We start from the raw sequence: 18,889 nt of genomic DNA, 5'->3' as shown, positions 1-18,889 counted from the left end.
TAGTAGGAATTGTAGTTTATTAAGTCGACCTTTGACCTAAATTCAAATAAAATGCAAACAGGAACTGTAAAATTTTTTAATGAGACCAAAGGATTTGGCTTCATTAACCCCGATGACGGTGGTGAAGACATCTTTGTCCATGCCTCAGGTCTTACTGATCAAATCCGTGAGAACGACAAAGTGAAATTCACTGTTGAGCGCGGTAAGAAGGGCTTAAATGCCGTAAACGTCGAAATGGCTTAATCGAAAGATATACCAAGATACACACAGTAAAAAAACATGCCCGAAAGGCATGTTTTTTTTTGCCCGGATGGCTCAAAAGCCGGGCCACGACAAGTTCAGTACTTGATTTCGACAGTAAATAAAGGGACCATCCGTGCTTTCCTGAATCATGAGATACCTGTTTGTCGTAGCCTCTCTGCTGTTTGTCACGACCCGTCTTGTTCATACGCCCGCGCTGCCCGATACCAACTGGACAGAGTACAATGGAGATGGTGCTCGCAGTCATTATTCACCCCTGATACAACTAAACACGGATAACGTACATCAGCTAAAGGTGGCCTGGACTTATGCGTCGGGTGGAGCCGATACGGTGGGGAATCGAACCCAAATGCAGTGCAACCCAATTGTTATTGCGGGTATTTTGTACGGTGTATCCGCAAATACGCAGGCCTTTGCATTGAATGCGGCAACCGGGCAGGAGCTATGGCGAACGAAATTGACCGACAATGGCGGAACTACCAGCCGGGGCGTAACCTACTGGGCCGATGGGGCTGACCAGCGAATTCTATTTGGTGCCGGAAAGTGGCTATACGCACTCGATGCCCGCACGGGTAAACTTATCGACAGCTTCGGGCAGGACGGGCGAATTGATTTGAAAGAAGGCATCGAACGACCGGGTGGCGATAATTACGTACAGCCCAACACGCCCAATACTATCTACAAAAACCTGATCATTGTTGGGGCACGTCTGTCCGAAGGTGAAACGGCTTTGCTCGGTGATGTGCGGGCCTATGATGTACGTACAGGCCAGAAAGTCTGGACATTTCATACCATTCCGCAACCCGGCGAGTTTGGCTACGATACCTGGGCTCCGGCTAACCCGCGTGAACGCCTGGGTGGGGCCAACGCCTGGGCAGGGATGGCCATCGACCGGGAACGAGGCATCGTGTACATACCAACGGGCTCAGCTGCTTATGATTTTTACGGCGGTAATCGGAAAGGGAATAACCTGTTTGCCAACTGTTTACTGGCGCTGGATGCTAACACGGGTAAACGGCTCTGGCATTTTCAGTTCGTGCACCACGACATCTGGGATCGGGACCCACCGGCTCCCCCCAATTTGCTGACGGTTGTACAGAATGGCCCCGACGGTCGGCCACGGCGTATTAATGCCGTAGCACAAACAACTAAACAGGGCCATGTTTTTGTCTTTGATCGGGTAACGGGAAAGCCGTTATTCCCTGTTGTCGAGAAAGCGTTTTCGGCGGTTGCTGTGGCGGGTGAGTTTCCCAGTCGGACGCAGCCCATTCCCCTAAAACCGGCCCCGTTTACAAAGCAGACGTTCACCGAAAAAGACATCAATCCCTGGGCATCCAATCGGGATGAAATCGTGGCTACCCTACGAAAAGCCCATACAGGTAGCCCCTACATACCCTTGACGTCAGACATGACCATCTTTTTTCCGGGCACCGATGGGGGAGCGCAATGGGGTGGTTCGGCGACTGACCCGGAGGGTATCATCTATATTCCTGCAAAACAAAATCCCTGTTTTTCTACCCTGATCCGTAAAGAACAGCCGATTGGCAATGCGAGCGTGACGGGGGCTCAATTATATAGCTTACGGTGCGCGGCCTGCCATGGTGCCGACCGCCGGGGAAATCATGATGGTTCGTATCCATCGTTACTGGGTCTGGAAACTAGACTTTCTGCCGATGCGGTTCATCAGGTCCTCTTGAAAGGCCGGGGCATGATGCCGTCGTTTTCGCACCTGCCCGAAGCCGAACGGAAAGCGATCGTTGATTTTCTGTTCAATAAGGGCAATACGGCACAAACGGTGAGCAGCCAGAAAGCAGGTTTGCCTTACCAGCACACAGGCTACAACCGCTGGTACGACAGTAAAGGCTACCCTGTGAGTGCGCCACCCTGGGGTACACTCACAGCTATTGACCTTAATACGGGCGAACATCGGTGGCAGGTGCCATTGGGCGAATACAAAGAATTAACTGCCCAGGGCATTCCGCCTACGGGAACCGATAATTACGGCGGGCCACTTGTAACGGGCAGCGGATTACTGTTTATTGCGGCCAGTAAAGACGAGCAACTTCGGGCAATCGACAAAAAAACGGGTAAAATCCGGTGGCAAACTCAGTTGCCCGCAGCAGGCTATGCTACACCCAGTACCTATTCGGTTGGTGGAAAACAGTACGTAGTTATTGCGTGTGGGGGCGGAAAACTCAACACCAAATCAGGAGATAAGTACGTTGCCTTTGCTTTACCTTAACTAGGCTTACGGTATCCTGTTTACGATTTATGGTGGGCGGCAGCAACTCATGCGTCAGCCCACCATAAACCGTAAACAGAATACCGTAAGCCATATACCATATATCATACATATGTCTACAGTAATTAACGTTGGTTTGGTTGGCTTTGGCCTCTCTGGGCGCTATTTCCATGCGTCGTTTCTATCCGTCAACCCAAAATTTCGCCTAAAGAAAATAGTCAGTAGCCGACCCGATGCAGTACGTGAATTCGATGCCTCGATTGAGTGGGTGGCTACGCCCGATGAGCTATTCGCCGATCCTGCTATCGATCTCGTGTTCATCTGTTCCCCTAACGAAACCCATGTAGAGTATGCCCGGAAAGCGCTGGAGCATCGGAAGCACGTGGTGGTTGAAAAACCATTTGCAATCACCGAACCAGAAGCTATTCAACTACTGGAACTGGCACAGCGGCAGGGGTGTATGGCTACAGCTTACCAGAATCGCCGGTGGGATTCCGACTTCCTGACTATTAAGCGGTTACTGGCCGACGGATCGCTGGGTACGCTCATCGAGTACGAAGGCCGGTATGATCGGTTCTCACCGGTAGCGTTGCAGGCCCACTCCTGGAAAGAGAAGGCTGCGCTGGGCCGGGGAAGTCTCTACAATCTGGGCCCACACGTACTCGACCAGGCATTGCATCTGTTTGGTAAACCCGATACGGTAGAAGCCAGCATCCGAATGATTCGTCCGGATAGTCAGGTCGTCGATTATTTCGATATAAAACTGGGCTATGCCGATAAAGCCGTTCGGCTTAAATCCAGCCTGCTGGTCTATCAAAATCAACTGCGCTACAGCCTGCATGGCACTGAAGGATCATTTCTAAAAGGCGGTTTGGATGTGCAGGAAGAACTGCTTCGACAGAATCACTTTCCTAATCAAGCTGACTGGGGCACTGAACCGAAAGATCGCTGGGGCACGCTTTACCGGAATGGGCAGAGCGAAGTCATTGAAAGTGAAGCGGGCAACTACACGCCTTTTTACGACAATCTATACGATGTTATTGTAAACGGGGCCGAGCCCGCCATTACACCCGCCGATATTCAGCAACTCGCCCGCGTTATTGATTTAGCTCAGGCAAGTAGTCAGTCCAAACGCACGATGTCCTTTTAATGATGAGCAACTACCGCTGGCGAATTGTCGTACTGTTGTTCATAGCAACGACCATAAACTATCTGGACCGGCAGGTGATCAGCCTGCTCAAGCCTACTTTAGAAACCGTTTTCAACTGGACCGAAACCGATTACAGTCATATTGTGATGGCGTTTCAGGCGGCCTACGCCTTCAGTTACGTCGTCTTCGGCCGACTGATTGACATTATTGGAACCAAACTGGGGTATACCATCGCCGTTTTTCTGTGGAGTATAGCCGCTATGCTGCATGGTCTGGCAACCAGCACCTTCGGATTCGGGTTTTACCGTGCCTTACTGGGTTTGGGTGAAGGGGGGAACTTCCCGGCTGCCATTAAAACGGTGGCAGAGTGGTTTCCCCGCAAGGAACGGGCGCTGGCAACGGGTATCTTTAACTCGGGTACCAATATTGGTGCGGTGGTAGCACCTATTCTGGTACCCTGGGTGCTGGGCGTTTACGGCTGGGAAATGGCGTTTGTGTTAACGGGTTTGGTTGGTTTTATCTGGGTTGTTTTCTGGTGGTGGAGCTACGATAATCCGCAACGCCATAAGAAGCTGTCGGCAGAGGAACTGGTCTATATTACCAGCGATGTGGAAAGCAATTCAGGGGAATCGGTACGATGGGTTGATTTGCTTCGGTATAAACAAACCTGGGCGTTCATTTTGGGTAAGCTATTTACCGATCCGGTCTGGTGGTTTTTCCTGTTCTGGCTGCCCTCGTACTTTGCGTCTTCCTTCAATCTGGACCTGAAAAAGCCCAGCCTACCACTCATTTTTGTGTATACCGCGGCTACACTCGGTAGCGTTGGTGGTGGCTATTTGTCCGGGTATTTCATACGCCGGGGCTGGACCATCAACCGATCCAGAAAAACGGCCATGATGCTCTATGCGCTATGCATTGTGCCAATTGTGTTGACCCGTTATGCCACATCAATCTGGGAAGTAGTTGGGTTGCTTAGTCTGGCCGTTGCGGCTCACCAGGCCTGGAGCGCCAATCTGTTTACGCTGGTATCGGATATGTTTCCTAAAAATGCGGTTAGTTCGGTGGTAGGGCTTGGCGGTATGGCAGGCTCATTAGGCGGGCTCTGTTTTCCGATTGTTGTGGGTGCGCTGCTGGATACTTATAAGGCGCAGGGGGACATTACCATTGGATATAATTATCTGTTTTTGATCTGCGGTAGTGCGTATCTGCTGGCCTGGTTGTGTATTCATCTGTTTGCGCCCAAGTTGAAGCCAATTGAGTCGATAGAACGCTGATTACCATGTATCCCCTTACTATCAACCAGTGGCTAACGCAGCACGCTCAGTTTCGACCCAATCATCTGGCGTTCGTTTTTGGTGATACACGCCTTACGTTTGCGGAGTTGAACCGGAGTGTTAATCGGATGGCGAATGCGTTGCGGGCTGCTGGTATCGGTAAAGGTGATAAAGTGGCTACCGTGCTGCCCAATAGTCGCGAGCTGTACGAGGCCTTCTGGGCGGTGGCCAAGCTGGGCGCGGTACTCGTGCCGATGAGCCCCATGGTACGGGGTCGGGGGCTGGTAAACCTGCTCACTGATGCCGACTCTAGTCTAGTCCTGACGGACACACTTCACGCGCCTTTCCTGGACGAGGTTCGAAACGACTTACTTGTGGCTACGGATAACTATTGGCTAACTGACGGTGAGCTACCAGGCTGGCAATCGTATCCTGCGTTGCGGGAAGCGGCTTCTTTAACGGAACCTTCCTCTCCCAACCTGAGTGGTGATGATCTGTACAATATCATGTACAGCAGCGGGACAACCGGACTGCCAAAGGGAATTATGCATTCCCATTTTGTCCGGTCGATGTACGGATCATTGTTTGCTAACGCCTTCCGCATCCGGCCCGAAAGCGTTGTCATGCACTCCGGTTCCATTGTGTTTAATGGGGCCATGCTGACCTTTATGCCGGCTATGTTCATTGGCTGCACCTATGTGTTGCTGAAGGAGTTTTCGGTTCAGCCGGTTCTGACAAGTATGGCTCAGGAAGGCGTAACACATACTATTCTGGTGCCTACCCAACTGGCGGCCTGCCTTCGTTACCCGGAATTTACCATGGAGTCGTTGCCAGCTGTTGAGTATATTCTGTCGGTGGGAGCACCTTTGTTGAACGACCCGAAAGCGGAATTGATCCGGCGCTTCCCGAATACATTCTATGAGTTATACGGCCTTACAGAAGGCTTCATGACGGTTTTGGACAAGACGGTTTCGGCCGAAAAGACCGGCTCTGTGGGTCGCCCAATCTGGTTTTCGGAGATGAAAATCGTGGACGACAGCGGTAGCGAACTTCCTATGGGCGAGGTCGGTGAAATCATTGGCCGGGCTCCGTTTCTAACATCGGGCTACTACAAAAAGCCCGCTCAAACCGCCGATGCGCTACGCAATGGCTGGCTGTACACCGGCGACCTGGGTTATGTTGACGACGATGGCTATCTCTTCCTGGCAGGTCGAAAGAAAGACCTGATCATTTCGGGTGGGGTAAACGTTTATCCAAAAGATATCGAAGAGATTATCATTCGTCATCCGGCGGTGGCCGAGGTGGCCGTGTTTGGTGTACCGCATACTGATTGGGGCGAAACGCCCATAGCTGCTGTCAGATTGGTTGAGGAGGTTGCTGTTCAAGAACTGAAAGACTGGGTCAATAACCACATAGAGGCCCGGTATCAGCGGATTTCGGCGGTGATGCAGGTCGATGAATTTCCGAAGAACGTAGCCGGGAAAATTCTGAAAGCTGAATTACAAGCGTGGTATAATGAAATGTAGCGCGGACGGTCGGCCGTTGCCGGTCGCGCTACAATCAGCACGCAACAGCTGCCACCGATTGGCCCAGAAGTACCTTCTCCAGGTGGGCTATATAACGTGCTTTATCCCGACTCACATTTATATTCTTCTCGACGTCGTGAAAGTGAATACTTTCCAGCGGTTGCATACCCGTAAAGGCGTTCATCCGGTGAAAGCCAAACATGACCCCTTCGTCCACGCTTTTTTGACCAAAAAACTCGCCCGGCAGTGTAAAGGCTTCCTCGGGTGCATTCCAACTCGTTGTCAGCATATACTGTCGGCCCTGTAGCGACCCACCCGTGCCGTAGTTAATAGCAGGATTCTTCCGGGAACGGCCATCACTCGTGTAAATGCCTTGCTGATGGCCAGCCGTAAACACTACATCAATATATTCTTTTAGGCGATGCGGTACCTGAAACCACCAGACGGGTGTATGGTAAATCACAATATCCGCCCAGACGTATTTTTTTACTTCCTCTGCTGGATCGTAGTCATCATTGATATTGGTGACTTTCACGTCGAAATCAGGGTGTTGTTGTAAAAAATCAACTGTCCAGCCTGTCAGTGTTTCATTAAAGGCACCGCCCGAATGAGCGAATTTTTGACCGCCGTTAATAACAAATATAGTCTTCATGGATGTGTTCGTCTTTTTGTTGATGCAAAATTAGATTGCCACACTTCATTATAAAAATAAGTTAACTAGTAGATTTGTATCATAAAAATGATAGATGATGATTGTTAATCTGGAATGGTTTCGAACGTTTAAAGCCATTTACGAAACTGGCTCTCTGACAGCTGCCGCCCAGGCGCTGTATATCTCTCAACCGGGCGTGAGCCTGCACCTTAATTCGCTGGAAGCGCACACAGGCTATAAACTCTTTGACCGGGCAGCCCGAAAAATGGTACCTACGGAGCGGGGTAAGGTGATGTATAATTTTATTCTGGAGCCTATCAGTAAGCTGGAAGCAGCCGAACAACAGTTTCACAAAAGCTCAAAAACGGATAAGGCCACCATCAGTATCGGTATGTGTTTTGAAACGTTTCAGTTTACGCTGGAGCCGCACATAGCCACGCTGCCGTTTAATGTCATTATTAAGTTTGGAGAGTACATGCAGATGCAGCAGGATCTTGATAAAGGTCTGCTGGATTTGATCATTACGCCCCAGAAAGGCGCGCAGACGAATCTGAATTACCAGCCATTTTCCAAAGAGCGAATTGTGCTGATTGCCGGAGCCAAATCGAATACGGAAGAACTGGCCGCTTTACTTGAAGCCGGAAAAATAAATGAGGCCGAAAGCTGGCTAAAAGAGCAACTGTGGTATAGTACGGCTGCCGACATGGATAATCTAAAAAAATTCTGGAACCTAAATTTCAACCGACATCCCGATTTTAAACCCAACTATATTGTGCCGAATATCTGCTCCATCGTACGTTGTTTGAGCGATGGGAAAGGCTTTTCCATCATCCCGGACTTTTTATGTCGCGATGAGCTGGATAAGGGTAAAGTAAAGCTGGTTTGGGAGGGCAAGAAGGTGATTGAAAATACGCTCTATTTCGGCACTCGAAAGAAAACGATGTACGTTGACGAGATCGGCCGGATTCAGCAAATTTTTGAAAAACAGAACTAAACGCCTTCACTATGCCGATCAGGGATTTTTCGTGAAGCGGTTTGAGTGGCATTGGTTATCAGTAACCGACGCCACTCAAACCGTTTCACGAAAAATCCCTACTACACCGCCAACAACTCTGGTGCAAGTGCCTGAAGGCGTTCATGGGCCTGAGCCAGACCCGCTGAAAACGCGTTTTCGGCAACAGATCTGTCAAACAGACTAGGGGCCAATTGGCGGTAATAGTTAATTCCGTCCTCTAAGTTCCGGCCGAAATTTCGCAAATAGGTTTGGCGTTTTGAATCGGTGGGGTCAGCGTCTGCCAACTGCTCTTCCAGGTAATTCAGGTATTGCGTTAGTTCGTTCAGGAACATGTGCGGGCGATCCGGATCGTCGAGCAGGTTGGTACGACCGTAGATATGGTCAGTCATTTCCTTCAGTGACGCAACTTTGGAAAAATAGGCGATGTTCGGGCCGGGGCAGATGGTTACAGCGTGCAGTTTTTTGAGAAACGGAACCCCGTACACATGCGAAGCCGCGTTACTCAGACCCACGCATAAACACTCCTTTTCCTCTAGTTCTGATACCTGTTTGTTATACTCAGGTGCGGGTAGATTCAACGAGTTGAGTTGCTCCAGTTTGAGTTTCTGATACTGTTGAGAAGCTGTACAGATGGGCTCTTTTGTGAATTCGGTGTTGGTGACCAGGTGTTTTTCGGTGCAGGGGCTACCGGGCCGCCCCCGGTTAATCCGGTTTAGTTTTTCCACTTCCGCGCTCGTCCCTTTCAGGTAATAAAAACGTACGCCAAGCGGAGAGGCTTTGCTCAGAACAACGTCTTTCTGCCGCGCTTTCTGAAGTTTTTCCAGGGTATCATCATCCACCGTAGTTGCTTCCGGAACCAACAGGAAAGGTGTTCCCCAGCCTGTACTTTCGGCTCCATAATACTGGTGCAGAAACTGGTCTTCCTGATGCGTACCAATACCGCCCTGAACAGTCAATTTAATCGGGTGTGGTTCGGTAAAAACAGGCTTTCCTTTTTGTTGTAACGCGTTGACATAAAGGCTGAAAAGAGCATCCACTAACTCCGTTTTTTTCTGCTTGAATTCTTCCAGGATCGGTCCCATCAGATACCCATCGGTGGCAAAAGCGTGCCCCCCGCAATTAAGCCCCGACTCAACCCGGAATTCACTGACCCAAACTCCTTTTTTTGCCAGATATTTTCCCTGAATCAGCGCCGACCGATAATCACTTACTTTGATGACCACCTTCTTGTCAAATTCGCCGAGACCTTTGGCGTCGAACTCAGGGCAGTTTTCCAGATAGTTGAACAGCCTCGGATTAAGACCCGCCGAGAAAATAATGGATGAATTTGATAGTGTACTATTGGCATAGCCCTGTAAGGCGGTTAGGGCATCAGATCCATTTTCGCGCACCAGTCCGTTTCGGTCGAGGTTGTTTTTATCGACCTTCGTCATGATGTTGACGTCAATGCTTCCGGGTTGAATCTGACTTCGTAGCATCTGTTCCAGACGAGCCTTTTCCGAGACATCGTTGGATTGAATCATCTTCTGGTATAAACTTTTCAGCGTACTGCTATCAGGGAGCATATCAACGTATTTAACAAGCTCAGAACCGGCTTCAAACGCGGCATTTTTCAGGGCTTCCACCTGCGCCTGAACCGTTCGATTCATCAGGTTGAGGTAGTCTGTTATCCGGCGGGCACGATAGTCTTTTTCGTTGGCTGTTATTGGTACATAGGGTTCATTGGCCTGTTGGTAATAGTAGTTGCGCATGGATTCAATAAGCCGGTCTTCCACAATGGAAAGAACCGAGTTGATGCCGAAACGGGCTACTTTGAACGGAGAATCAATGGTATAGGCCAAACCCATGACCGGGATATGAAAACTGTGAATGGGGGTACTCATAGCGAATTAGATGATGAATGGATGAGGTATAGTTCTCCAAATTCACGGATAAAGCTACTGGACTCTTTTGGGTGGGTTATTGACAACGATAAGGTAGCCAGCTGATTTTTATCAATCGCAGTTTTTGCCATTGTATATTTACTCCAAAAACTGATGCCTCTTTCTGCTGAATTATGACCTTCTTTTATAGCAAAGCCCTGCACATTATTTTTGTCGTAACCTGGTTTGCAGGCTTGTTTTATATGCCGAGGCTGTTCATCTACGCCACCGAAGCCGAGCCATTGCCTGAACCGGGACGTAGTGTTCTCCAGCAACAACTCCTGCTAATGCAGCGTCGACTCTGGTTCGGTATTACGTGGCCGTCGGCAGTAATAACCTTGATACTAGGCCTGAATACCTGGTATAACTACGGATCAACGCCCGACTGGCTCATCTACAAACTGGTGCTGGTGGCGGGCCTGTATGTTTATCACGGCTTGTGTCATGGTATTTTCCGGCAACAGCAGCGGGGCGAGTTTCGCTATACGTCCAACCAGCTTCGTATCTGGAATGAAGTAGCCACCTTATTTCTGTTTGCTATTGTTTTTCTGGTGGTCCTTAAGGATGCCCTGAACATGCTCTGGGGTATGCTGGGCCTGTTGGTTCTATTAGTTGTTTTGCTGGTTGCGATACGGACGTACCGGCGTTTGCGCAAAGGGTGAACTGGGGTGTTGATCCCATGAACGTGTGGTTACCTAGTAAGGAATACCTATAGGTTTTCCCAACCCGATCTCTCCATTGTAGCATCAGATATAGCAGCTAATCCGGCAAACGCGTTGGGAGGAAGATCGTATTTATAGTATTGATATAACTAAATCTGGGTTTTAGGAAAAAATCTGTATCTGCGCTTATTTTGGCACGTTATTCGCGGCCATTCCGCGCCCGATTAAACGGGCAGGTTTTAACGTAAAACGGGTAGCTATACCAGTTCCGTTTAAAAATAAATCTACTAATTCTGAAGGCTAAGTGTATCTGTCTTACTTGTCCATAAATACATTTTTGAAGCAGTTTTTGTATACTAATGGATTTACATGCTAATTCAGCGGTACGTGAACTGATTTTTCGATAAGTTATTGACTATTAGTTGATTGTTGTTTTTCGTCGCACGAAGCGTGACTATGTAACTATATAAAACGTCTACTGGTGTATATAGAATGGCGAATGTTACTATGACTTATATTTGTATATAAGATGTAACTATATATAGGATATTTTTTGTGTTTTCCAGGAAAATGGCACCCTGTTTGTCTAGCTCAGTACTTACTGATACAGCTCAACCGGGAACCCTATGGAAAATGATGTTTACGTTAAAAAGTCTGGACTGAGTATTTGTTCCATCTATAGAAATACAGCCCGTTTCTTCTCAATTGTTGGCTTACTGCTCGTTTTCATTGTCTTGTCCCAGTCAGCTTATGGACAACTATCGGGTACCGTTTATCGGGATTTCAACGAGGATGGGGTTCGCAGTTTTACAGTTGCCACACCCCTGGATGGTGAGATTGGGGTAGGTGGTATAACAGTCAATGTATATAACAACACTGGGCTGGTAGGTAGCACCATTACGAGCTCTGCCACGGCCACGGCTGGGTTTTACACAATTACCCCATCGGGAGCAGGCCCATATCGGGTCGAGTTTAGTAATCTGCCAGCGGGTTATTATGATGGATTGCATGGAACAGCAAGCGGCACCTCAACCCAGTTTGTTGCCAGCTCCGTTGCTACCGAAATTAATCTGGGTATTAATTATCCCTTTGATTATTGTCAGGCTGTCCCGGTTTTCTTTGTTCCCTGCTACGTGAACGGTAACCCATTGGGTAGCGGCAGCTCGGGTGATGAGGGGGTGTTTGTTACATTGCCCTACAATGCTACCAGTGCTCAGGAAGTTTCGAATACGGGTGGTAATACGCCGTCAGAAACAGCCATTAGCCTTAATAGCCAATTAGGAACTGTGTATGGGGTAGCCTATCAACGGGCCACAAAATATACGTACACATCTGCTTTCGTAAAACGGCATTCCGGACTGGCTGATGGTGGAGCAGGGGGTATTTATATCACAAAGCCTTCGGGGGGGGCTACGTTTACAACCAGCCTGTTCACCACGTTACCGACCGCCGTTACGGCAATAGCTACCACCAGTGTGTCGGGTACGGTTGCCACAACAGTTTCCAGTACAGTGGGCTCTAATACAGATCGGGGGTTGCCTGCTGTGCTAACGGAGGGTAATCGGGACGCAACTACATTCGATCTGGTTGGAAAAGCGGGTTTAGGAGACCTGGAAATTTCTGAAGATGGGACGCAACTGTACGTTGTCAATCTGGGTGATCGCCGATTATATCAAATTCCAATCATTGACCCAACCAGCGATACGCCAACGGCGGGTACAGCTATCAGTTTTACAATTCCATCGCCAAGTCAGCAACCAGGCAGCGTTTTTCGGCCATTTGGGCTTAAATATTACCGAGGCCGTGTCTATGTGGGTGGCGTAACTTCCAACGAAGGCGTAGCCGGAACGGTGAATTTTGGCATAGGAGGAACCATTGGGGAGTTGCCCAGCAGTACCAGCCTGGTTACTCGGGATACAACGGGTATGAAAGCCGTTGTCTATGAATTCAATCCGAATGATGCAAGTTTTACACCGGTGCTCTCGTTCCCGTTAACTTACCAAAAAGGGGCTACGAACAATGATAAAACCGGTGCCGACCGGGCTGAGTTCTGGCTGCCCTGGGTTGACGCTCAACCTGCCCGGTTTGCCCGGAATGATCTGCCTTACTGTAGTTATCCACAGCCTATGTTGACAGGTATCGAGTTTGATGTGGATGGGTCAATGATCCTGAGTATCCGGGACCGTTTCGGCGATCAATATGGGAATAATAACCTTGGGCCCGATCCCAATAGCACTGCTGATCCTATTCAGAAATACCGGGCTATTGCCCCTGGGGATATTCTGCGAGCTGGTAGATGTACGGCGGGGGTCAATGAATGGACGCTTGAGTACAACGCCAGCGTTTGCAATGGCCTGGTAACAAGTGGTGCCAATACAACGCAGGGACCCGGTAATGGAGAGTACTATTACAGCGATCATATAGAAGCTGGTGCATCTGGCGGAGCTTTTCAATTAGAAATGAGCGAGGGTGGGTTAGCCTTGCTACCCGGAAGTGGCGAAGTGGCATCTATTGTACTTGATCCCACCTATAACGTGGATTCCGGTGGTATCCGGCGATTCAAAAACTCAGATGGCTCGAGTGGACCAGCTACCAGTGTACAAATTTACCGGAGCGATGATGTGGCCACCTATGGTAAAGCCAATGGGCTGGGCGATCTTGAACTGGGCTGTGATTTGCCACCTATTCAAATCGGGAACCGGGTTTGGCGAGATACGAATAACAACGGGATTCAGGACCCCGATGAGCCTGGTTTCGCGGATGTGCAGGTTGCCTTGCTGGGCCCCGGCTCAACAACGATTGCTACCGTAACAACGAATGCCGATGGTGACTATTATTTTTCAACGGCAGTGGGTACAAATGTGTTGGGGTCCGTTTACAACTTAACCCTGACGCCAGGTGGCAGTTATACACTCAGTTTTCCCGTTAGTGTCAGTGCGTTTACCATTAACACAGTACCTGCTTCCGGCACAGCAACGAATGCCATCGACTCCGATCCGGATGCAACGGGTAGTATTGCGTTTACACTAGGACAGGCCGGTCAAAATAACTTTACGTACGATGCGGGCTATGTGTGTGCGCCCTTGGCCCTATCATTGACATCAGCCGAAATTTGCGTTGGTCAAACGGTTAACCTGACAGCTACTGCCGGTTTTAGCAGCTATACCTTTTCGAGCGAACTTACCCAGCTAGGAACCACTAATGTTGCTAGTGGCAGCGCTACGGGTACGTACTCGGTGACGGCGGTCAACTCGGCGGGTTGTTCAGGTACCGCTACCGGGACAATTACAGTGAATCCAAACCCAGTTATTACACTTACTTCAGTAACTATTTGCGCAGGAGAAACGGCTGCATTGACCGCTACGGCAGGGCTGGCTTCCTATAGTTTCTCAACGGGTCTCACACAACTGGCTGGTACAAATGTAGCAAGTACGACAGAAGCGGGTACGTATTCGGTGACAGCTGCTACGGCGGGGGGCTGTTCGGCCATCGCTACGGGCAGTGTTACGGTCAATCCTATACCTGTTGTTGAGCTTTCCTCGATCACGATCTGCGCGGGCCAGACGGCAATACTAACCGCTACGGCAGGTTTTGCAGACTATAATTTCTCACCTGGCCTAACCCGTATTGGCACAACCAATGAGGCCATCGGTACAACCACCGGTACGTACTCGGTAACGGCCATAAATTCAGTCGGTTGCTCGTCTACGGCCACAGGTAGTATCACCGCCAATCCACTACCCGTGGTTGCGCTTACATCGGCAACGATTTGTGAAGGACAGACGGCAAGCCTGACCGCTACGGCCGGTTATGATATCTATCTCTTCTCGACGGGTCTGACCCAGTTGGGGAACTCGAATGTGGCCATTGGTACAACCGATGGGATTTATTCGGTAACGGCGATCAGTGCTGAGGGGTGTGTAGGTACTGGTACGGGCAGCATCACGATTAATGCGAACCCGGTAGTGAGCCTGAGTTCTGATACAATCTGCGCTGGTCAACAGGCGGTGCTGGTGGCTACGGGAGGCTATACCACGTATCAGTTTTCATCAGGCCTGACTCAGGTAGGTCCATTTAATGTAGCCACGGGCACCGCGGAAGGTACGTACTCCGTCACAGCCATCAGTAGCGATGGTTGTTCGGGTACGGCTACCGGTACGATCACGGTAAATCCATTACCTGTGGCTGCCATTACAGGGAGTAGTGCAACGATTTGTGAGGGGCAAAGTGCGACGTTAACCGCCAGTGGGGGCGACACCTACCTCTGGTCAACTGGCGAGCAAACGGCTTCGATTGTTGTAACAACCAGCGATGTATATTCAGTAACTGTAAGCACGGAGGTCGGGTGCTCAGCAGTAGCCAGTACAATGGTTACTGTCAATCCCTTACCGGTGCTAACGGTGAATTCTGAAACGGTCTGTTCCGGACAATCAGCAACATTGACCGTGGCTGGTTGTGAAGATGGAACAATTCTTTGGTCAACAACCGAAACGACAGCTACCATACTTGTATCGCCTTCTTTAACAACTGTTTATACGGCTATCTGTGCGTTTACTACGGGCTGTTCGTCAACAATATCGACAACCGTAACGGTCAATGAAGTTCCATCGTACACGGCACTTCCGCAGGCAGTGACGGCTACCTGCGTAGGCCTCGCAGCCAATAACGATGCGCATATTGACCTGACCACCTTACAAAATACCGAACTCGCCGACATTGTTGCAGGGAATACCTACGGAAGTGGGCCTGCTTACGGCACCCCAACAAACCTGGCCATTACCGCTGGTGCCGTTAGTTTTACGAATTTGCCAAACCCTGCAACGAGCCAGCCTTACACCATTCGGTTGTACAGTCCGGGAGGAGCTTGCTATACAGATGTGACGGTTATCCTGGAACCTGCTACCTGTACGTGTCCGGCTCCCAAATGTATACCCCTGGTCATTCAGAAGTCGAGGACGGCTAGCCGATAAGTTTCAGAGAACGGGATGAACGAAAACCCCCAACCGTGAGGAAGGGGTTTTTCGTTATTAAAACTGCTGGAACGAACGAAGTTATTTGCCGTGCCCACCGTAGCGAAGTTGGCCTGGGGTAGTTCCAGGGTAACGGTCAGATCAGACCTGGTAACGGATACAGGCGGGTGTTACCGAGCGGTTGTACTATCTCCTGGTTTTCATAGTTCACTAAGTTAGATCATGCTTAACTTAATGTTCAGTCAACTATGGCAGGTCCACTTCTTTTTTATCATTACAATCCTTACGATTGGCTTTTACGTTTGGTTAGCCGAAAAGTATTGGTTTACTATTCCCTTGCTGGGCGTATCGATGGCCCTGGTCTGCTTTCTGGTTTCTTACATTTTAATCTTGGTAAACGATTAATGCATTGTTTATTACCCCGTCTAGGCTATCTATCAATAGGAGCGTGGCTGTTGCAGAAGTCGAAAATGGCACGGACTCGTTAATTGGCCAAATCCCTGTTATGGACGGCCCTTAATCGGTTCTATTTTATCGGCAGCCGACCCCATTTTAGATTTTTGTGACACCCCAGCACGTAGACAACAGAAATTAATCGCGCCAGCCAATGGGCTTGTTGGGCGTACGACCATCACTCGGTACACAGACCGCCGTTGGGTACTCGACCGACCCATAGCCACCCTGGTGGTTGGGTTGCGAAGGTGGGCGACCATACAAGGCCTCAAATAAGCCCGGCGCACGACCCGTCGCGTCGCTCCGGTCAATCCAGTCCAGAGCCACCGCCACCGCTGAGGCCGTAAAGTAGCCAATCACGCTTTCCTGTCCATTGGCGACGTTGCGTATATTACCCACCAACACCGTTGGGGGAGGGACGGCCACGCCCCCCGTGTTCTGGGACTGGTCCTCAACGGCTCGGTAGTACTGATAGGCCCCCTTGGTGAGCGAGGATTGGCGAAGCTGCACTAAGCAGGCGTTCTGTTGGTAAAATGGAATCTGGGCTACCGTGCGGCCCAGGATCAGCCCGCCGTTACTGTACACATCGTCGAACACATTGGTGGTATAATTACGAAGAATTTCCCAGCATTGGGTCCGGCAGTTGTAATCGATGACAAAGTAACCGCCATAATTGGGGTCTCCAAAGCAGTCTTCGTAGAGGGTTGGGGGGGTAGTATAGGGGTTGTAAATCATATATAAGGTATTCACACACGTATGACACCAGTCCTGTTTCTCCCACAACAGCCAGTCCCAGCGGTAATAGTTGTGTTGGTTGGCAGGGTCCTGAAAATCAATTGTTAGCTCATGTGCCCCCCGGTACTGATTAATGGTGCCATCGGCAAGGATAGCGGGTAAACTAGTGGGGTTGAATTTTGTATGGACGCGGTCAATGGAGGGGACCGGAGCCATCACTTCGGTCGTTGACCGATAATGAGTCCCATCTTTGAGTGTAAAACGTAGCTGGTAGGCGTGGCCGGGTTGGGCTCGAAAGCCTGCTGGTGAGCGGTAGGCCCCGGCTGTGTCGGTCTCAGTGAAGACCAGCACCTGGGACGAATCAACCACGACCTCTACGGTAGCGCCCGTGATGGGCAAGCTGCCAAAACGGCCAGTCAGCGAGTCGGATTTGGCGCGGTTGATGTGAATTTTTTGATCCTCATTGAGGTTGGTTAGTGTCCCATCGACCACTAGCACGTTAACTCGTTGAGTTAAGGGGATCTCCAGCAAATCGACGCAGGCAACGGGTAAGATAAGCGTCGTCAAGCCAACGAGTAGAAATAGACTAGCAGCACGCATAAACAAGAGGGTGTAGACTCGTAAAACGCAGGAAGTTGATCGTTCTACTTTATCAGGTCAACTACCCGGCTTTGACTCCGGACCGCCGACCGTCCGCGGCTGCGGTGCGGTTGGAAAACGCTAAACCCGGTTAAATAGGCCTGCATTGTCCGTGTTCATTGTAGCCCAATTTGTAGCCAATACTATCTGTTCAACGAGTCAACGAGCTAGTTGGCGGCCCTGTCGAGTTGTTCAACAGACACCGCTATTCATTTTATGTTGTCATTATAACCCCAAATTGCTTCGGCTACTACAGCCGCTGATCCCGGCAGGGTACCGCTCCGGCGTACCGGCCGTTGCAGGGAACCACGCTTAGCGGTGCAACTCCAAGTCAATCCCGATCAGTGGTCTACCTGGTAGCGAGTCTTGTAGATACAAAAAATGCCAACAACCCTACACCACGAATGGTTAGTAGTATTATAGGCATTCGAAATCAAAACGAGTTGGCCTGCGGCTCTTATAAATCCCGACGCACCAAGATGACGATTGAAAAGTTACTAACCTGGATCACACCGCTGACGCTGGGGGCATTACTGGGTCTGTACGAGATTCTGCATGGCCTATTTTATGTGCTGTACGGAACACCCGACCAAAAGCGAGACTATCCGCTCGAGATTGTGCTTGGGCTGCCCATCATGGCCATATGTTTGGGGGGACACTGGGTCATTCGACGGATCACGCATTCGAATACGCGCAACATCTGGATTATTGAATCGATCCTGGTGGGGCTTTTCCTATACGGCTTTTATCGATCGTAAAAGTAAATACGACCACGGCTACTGAAGAAAAAACAGAAACCGGTGTTACCCTAACCTAGTTTGTCAATAACCGTATATCGTCCGAAGGGTGTACAGGTTGATTAAACGCCTACCGCAAAACAGGATCATGAATTCGTCTTGGAAGCGAGCGCTGGTAGGATCTTGAATCAACAGCTCCTGGATGCAGGGGGTATTAAAGGGTCCTGCAAAGCGGGGCTTACCTAGTAACCTGAACTTACCTAGTAACCTGAACTTACTTACTCAAGAACTTAGTGAATAGTCAATAAATCTCAGCCTTTATTCTAACCGGCCTAATGGCCAAGCCCCAATTGTTATGAAGTTATACGTCGTTGAAGCTGCCGAAACCCTTGAATTGCTCGAAACTCAGGTTGTTGATCGGTTGTCAAGTGGCTACCAGCTAGCCGGTGGTGTCTCCTTTAATCCAGTGGATGCTGTTTATATACAGGCCTTATACTTGCCCAAACTTGAAAAGCAAGTCGATGAACTGTTAAGAGAAGAGAACATATATAGTGAACGAGGCTTACTGGATGTTTAGCTCTTCAGATTATTCCGGTTGGCTTTCATGCGCTCTAGGCAATCCCCAGAAAAGCGTTTTAACCCGTGGTTACC

General features: G+C 49.7%; 13 protein-coding genes. 10 read left to right on the top strand and 3 right to left on the bottom strand.

The annotated features are described in order from the left end of the window. The first annotated feature begins 51 nt into the window (after window positions 1-51). The 5 genes from ACYVGO_RS04815 (at window position 52) to ACYVGO_RS04795 (ending at window position 6,453) form a co-directional block, all read left to right on the top strand. Window positions 52-243 carry a cold-shock protein gene (locus tag ACYVGO_RS04815; protein ID WP_142775660.1) on the top strand — a complete coding sequence of 64 codons (192 nt, stop codon included), beginning with the start codon at window positions 52-54 and terminating at the stop codon, window positions 241-243. Between the two features lie 148 nt (window positions 244-391). Then, the gene (locus ACYVGO_RS04810) at window positions 392-2,503 is read left to right on the top strand and encodes an outer membrane protein assembly factor BamB family protein (protein WP_460967962.1); all 2,112 of its coding nucleotides are present in this window, start codon (window positions 392-394) and stop codon (window positions 2,501-2,503) included. 112 nt (window positions 2,504-2,615) lie between these two features. After that, window positions 2,616-3,653 (top strand): Gfo/Idh/MocA family oxidoreductase, encoded by a 1,038-nt coding sequence (locus tag ACYVGO_RS04805; protein WP_460967960.1) that lies wholly within the window; start codon window positions 2,616-2,618, stop codon window positions 3,651-3,653. A gap of 2 nt (window positions 3,654-3,655) precedes the next feature. Further along, on the top strand, window positions 3,656-4,927 hold the full coding sequence (locus ACYVGO_RS04800) for an MFS transporter (RefSeq protein WP_142776886.1): 1,272 nt from the start codon (window positions 3,656-3,658) through the stop codon (window positions 4,925-4,927). Between the two features lie 5 nt (window positions 4,928-4,932). Continuing rightward, entirely contained in the window at window positions 4,933-6,453 is a 1,521-nt protein-coding gene (locus tag ACYVGO_RS04795) for a class I adenylate-forming enzyme family protein (RefSeq protein WP_460967958.1), read from the top strand. 34 nt (window positions 6,454-6,487) lie between these two features. On the opposite strand, the gene ACYVGO_RS04790 is transcribed toward ACYVGO_RS04795, so the two are convergent. Further along, complete coding sequence (locus tag ACYVGO_RS04790) at window positions 6,488-7,105, bottom strand: NAD(P)H-dependent oxidoreductase (RefSeq protein WP_460967956.1); 618 nt, start codon at window positions 7,103-7,105, stop codon at window positions 6,488-6,490. Window positions 7,106-7,199: 94 nt separating this feature from the next. Here ACYVGO_RS04790 and ACYVGO_RS04785 point away from each other — a divergent pair, with 94 nt between their 5' ends. Then, window positions 7,200-8,099, top strand: coding sequence for a LysR family transcriptional regulator (locus tag ACYVGO_RS04785; RefSeq protein WP_246859309.1), 900 nt, complete (start codon window positions 7,200-7,202; stop codon window positions 8,097-8,099). A gap of 101 nt (window positions 8,100-8,200) precedes the next feature. Here the strand turns inward: ACYVGO_RS04785 and ACYVGO_RS04780 are convergent, their stop codons facing one another. Further along, window positions 8,201-10,003: a hypothetical protein gene (locus ACYVGO_RS04780; protein WP_460967954.1), complete on the bottom strand. Its 1,803-nt coding sequence runs from the start codon at window positions 10,001-10,003 to the stop codon at window positions 8,201-8,203. A gap of 173 nt (window positions 10,004-10,176) precedes the next feature. Here ACYVGO_RS04780 and ACYVGO_RS04775 point away from each other — a divergent pair, with 173 nt between their 5' ends. After that, a complete protein-coding gene (locus ACYVGO_RS04775) occupies window positions 10,177-10,704 on the top strand; it encodes a CopD family protein (RefSeq protein WP_142775654.1) in 528 nt (175 codons plus the stop codon). A gap of 626 nt (window positions 10,705-11,330) precedes the next feature. Then, window positions 11,331-15,674, top strand: coding sequence for an SdrD B-like domain-containing protein (locus tag ACYVGO_RS04770; RefSeq protein WP_460967952.1), 4,344 nt, complete (start codon window positions 11,331-11,333; stop codon window positions 15,672-15,674). 591 nt (window positions 15,675-16,265) lie between these two features. Here ACYVGO_RS04770 and ACYVGO_RS04765 read toward each other — a convergent pair. After that, window positions 16,266-17,462, bottom strand: coding sequence for a DUF4249 domain-containing protein (locus ACYVGO_RS04765; RefSeq protein ID WP_460967950.1), 1,197 nt, complete (start codon window positions 17,460-17,462; stop codon window positions 16,266-16,268). A 443-nt stretch (window positions 17,463-17,905) separates the two neighbouring features. Between ACYVGO_RS04765 and ACYVGO_RS04760 the strand changes: the two genes are divergently transcribed. Then, window positions 17,906-18,259, top strand: a complete 354-nt coding sequence (locus ACYVGO_RS04760; RefSeq protein ID WP_246859308.1) for a hypothetical protein — start codon at window positions 17,906-17,908, stop codon at window positions 18,257-18,259. Window positions 18,260-18,593: 334 nt separating this feature from the next. Next, a complete protein-coding gene (locus ACYVGO_RS04755; RefSeq protein ID WP_460967948.1) occupies window positions 18,594-18,815 on the top strand; it encodes a hypothetical protein in 222 nt (73 codons plus the stop codon). Window positions 18,816-18,889 lie beyond the last annotated feature (74 nt).

The organism is Spirosoma migulaei (assembly GCF_054776855.1).
This window is presented reverse-complemented; position numbering and strand designations above follow the sequence as displayed.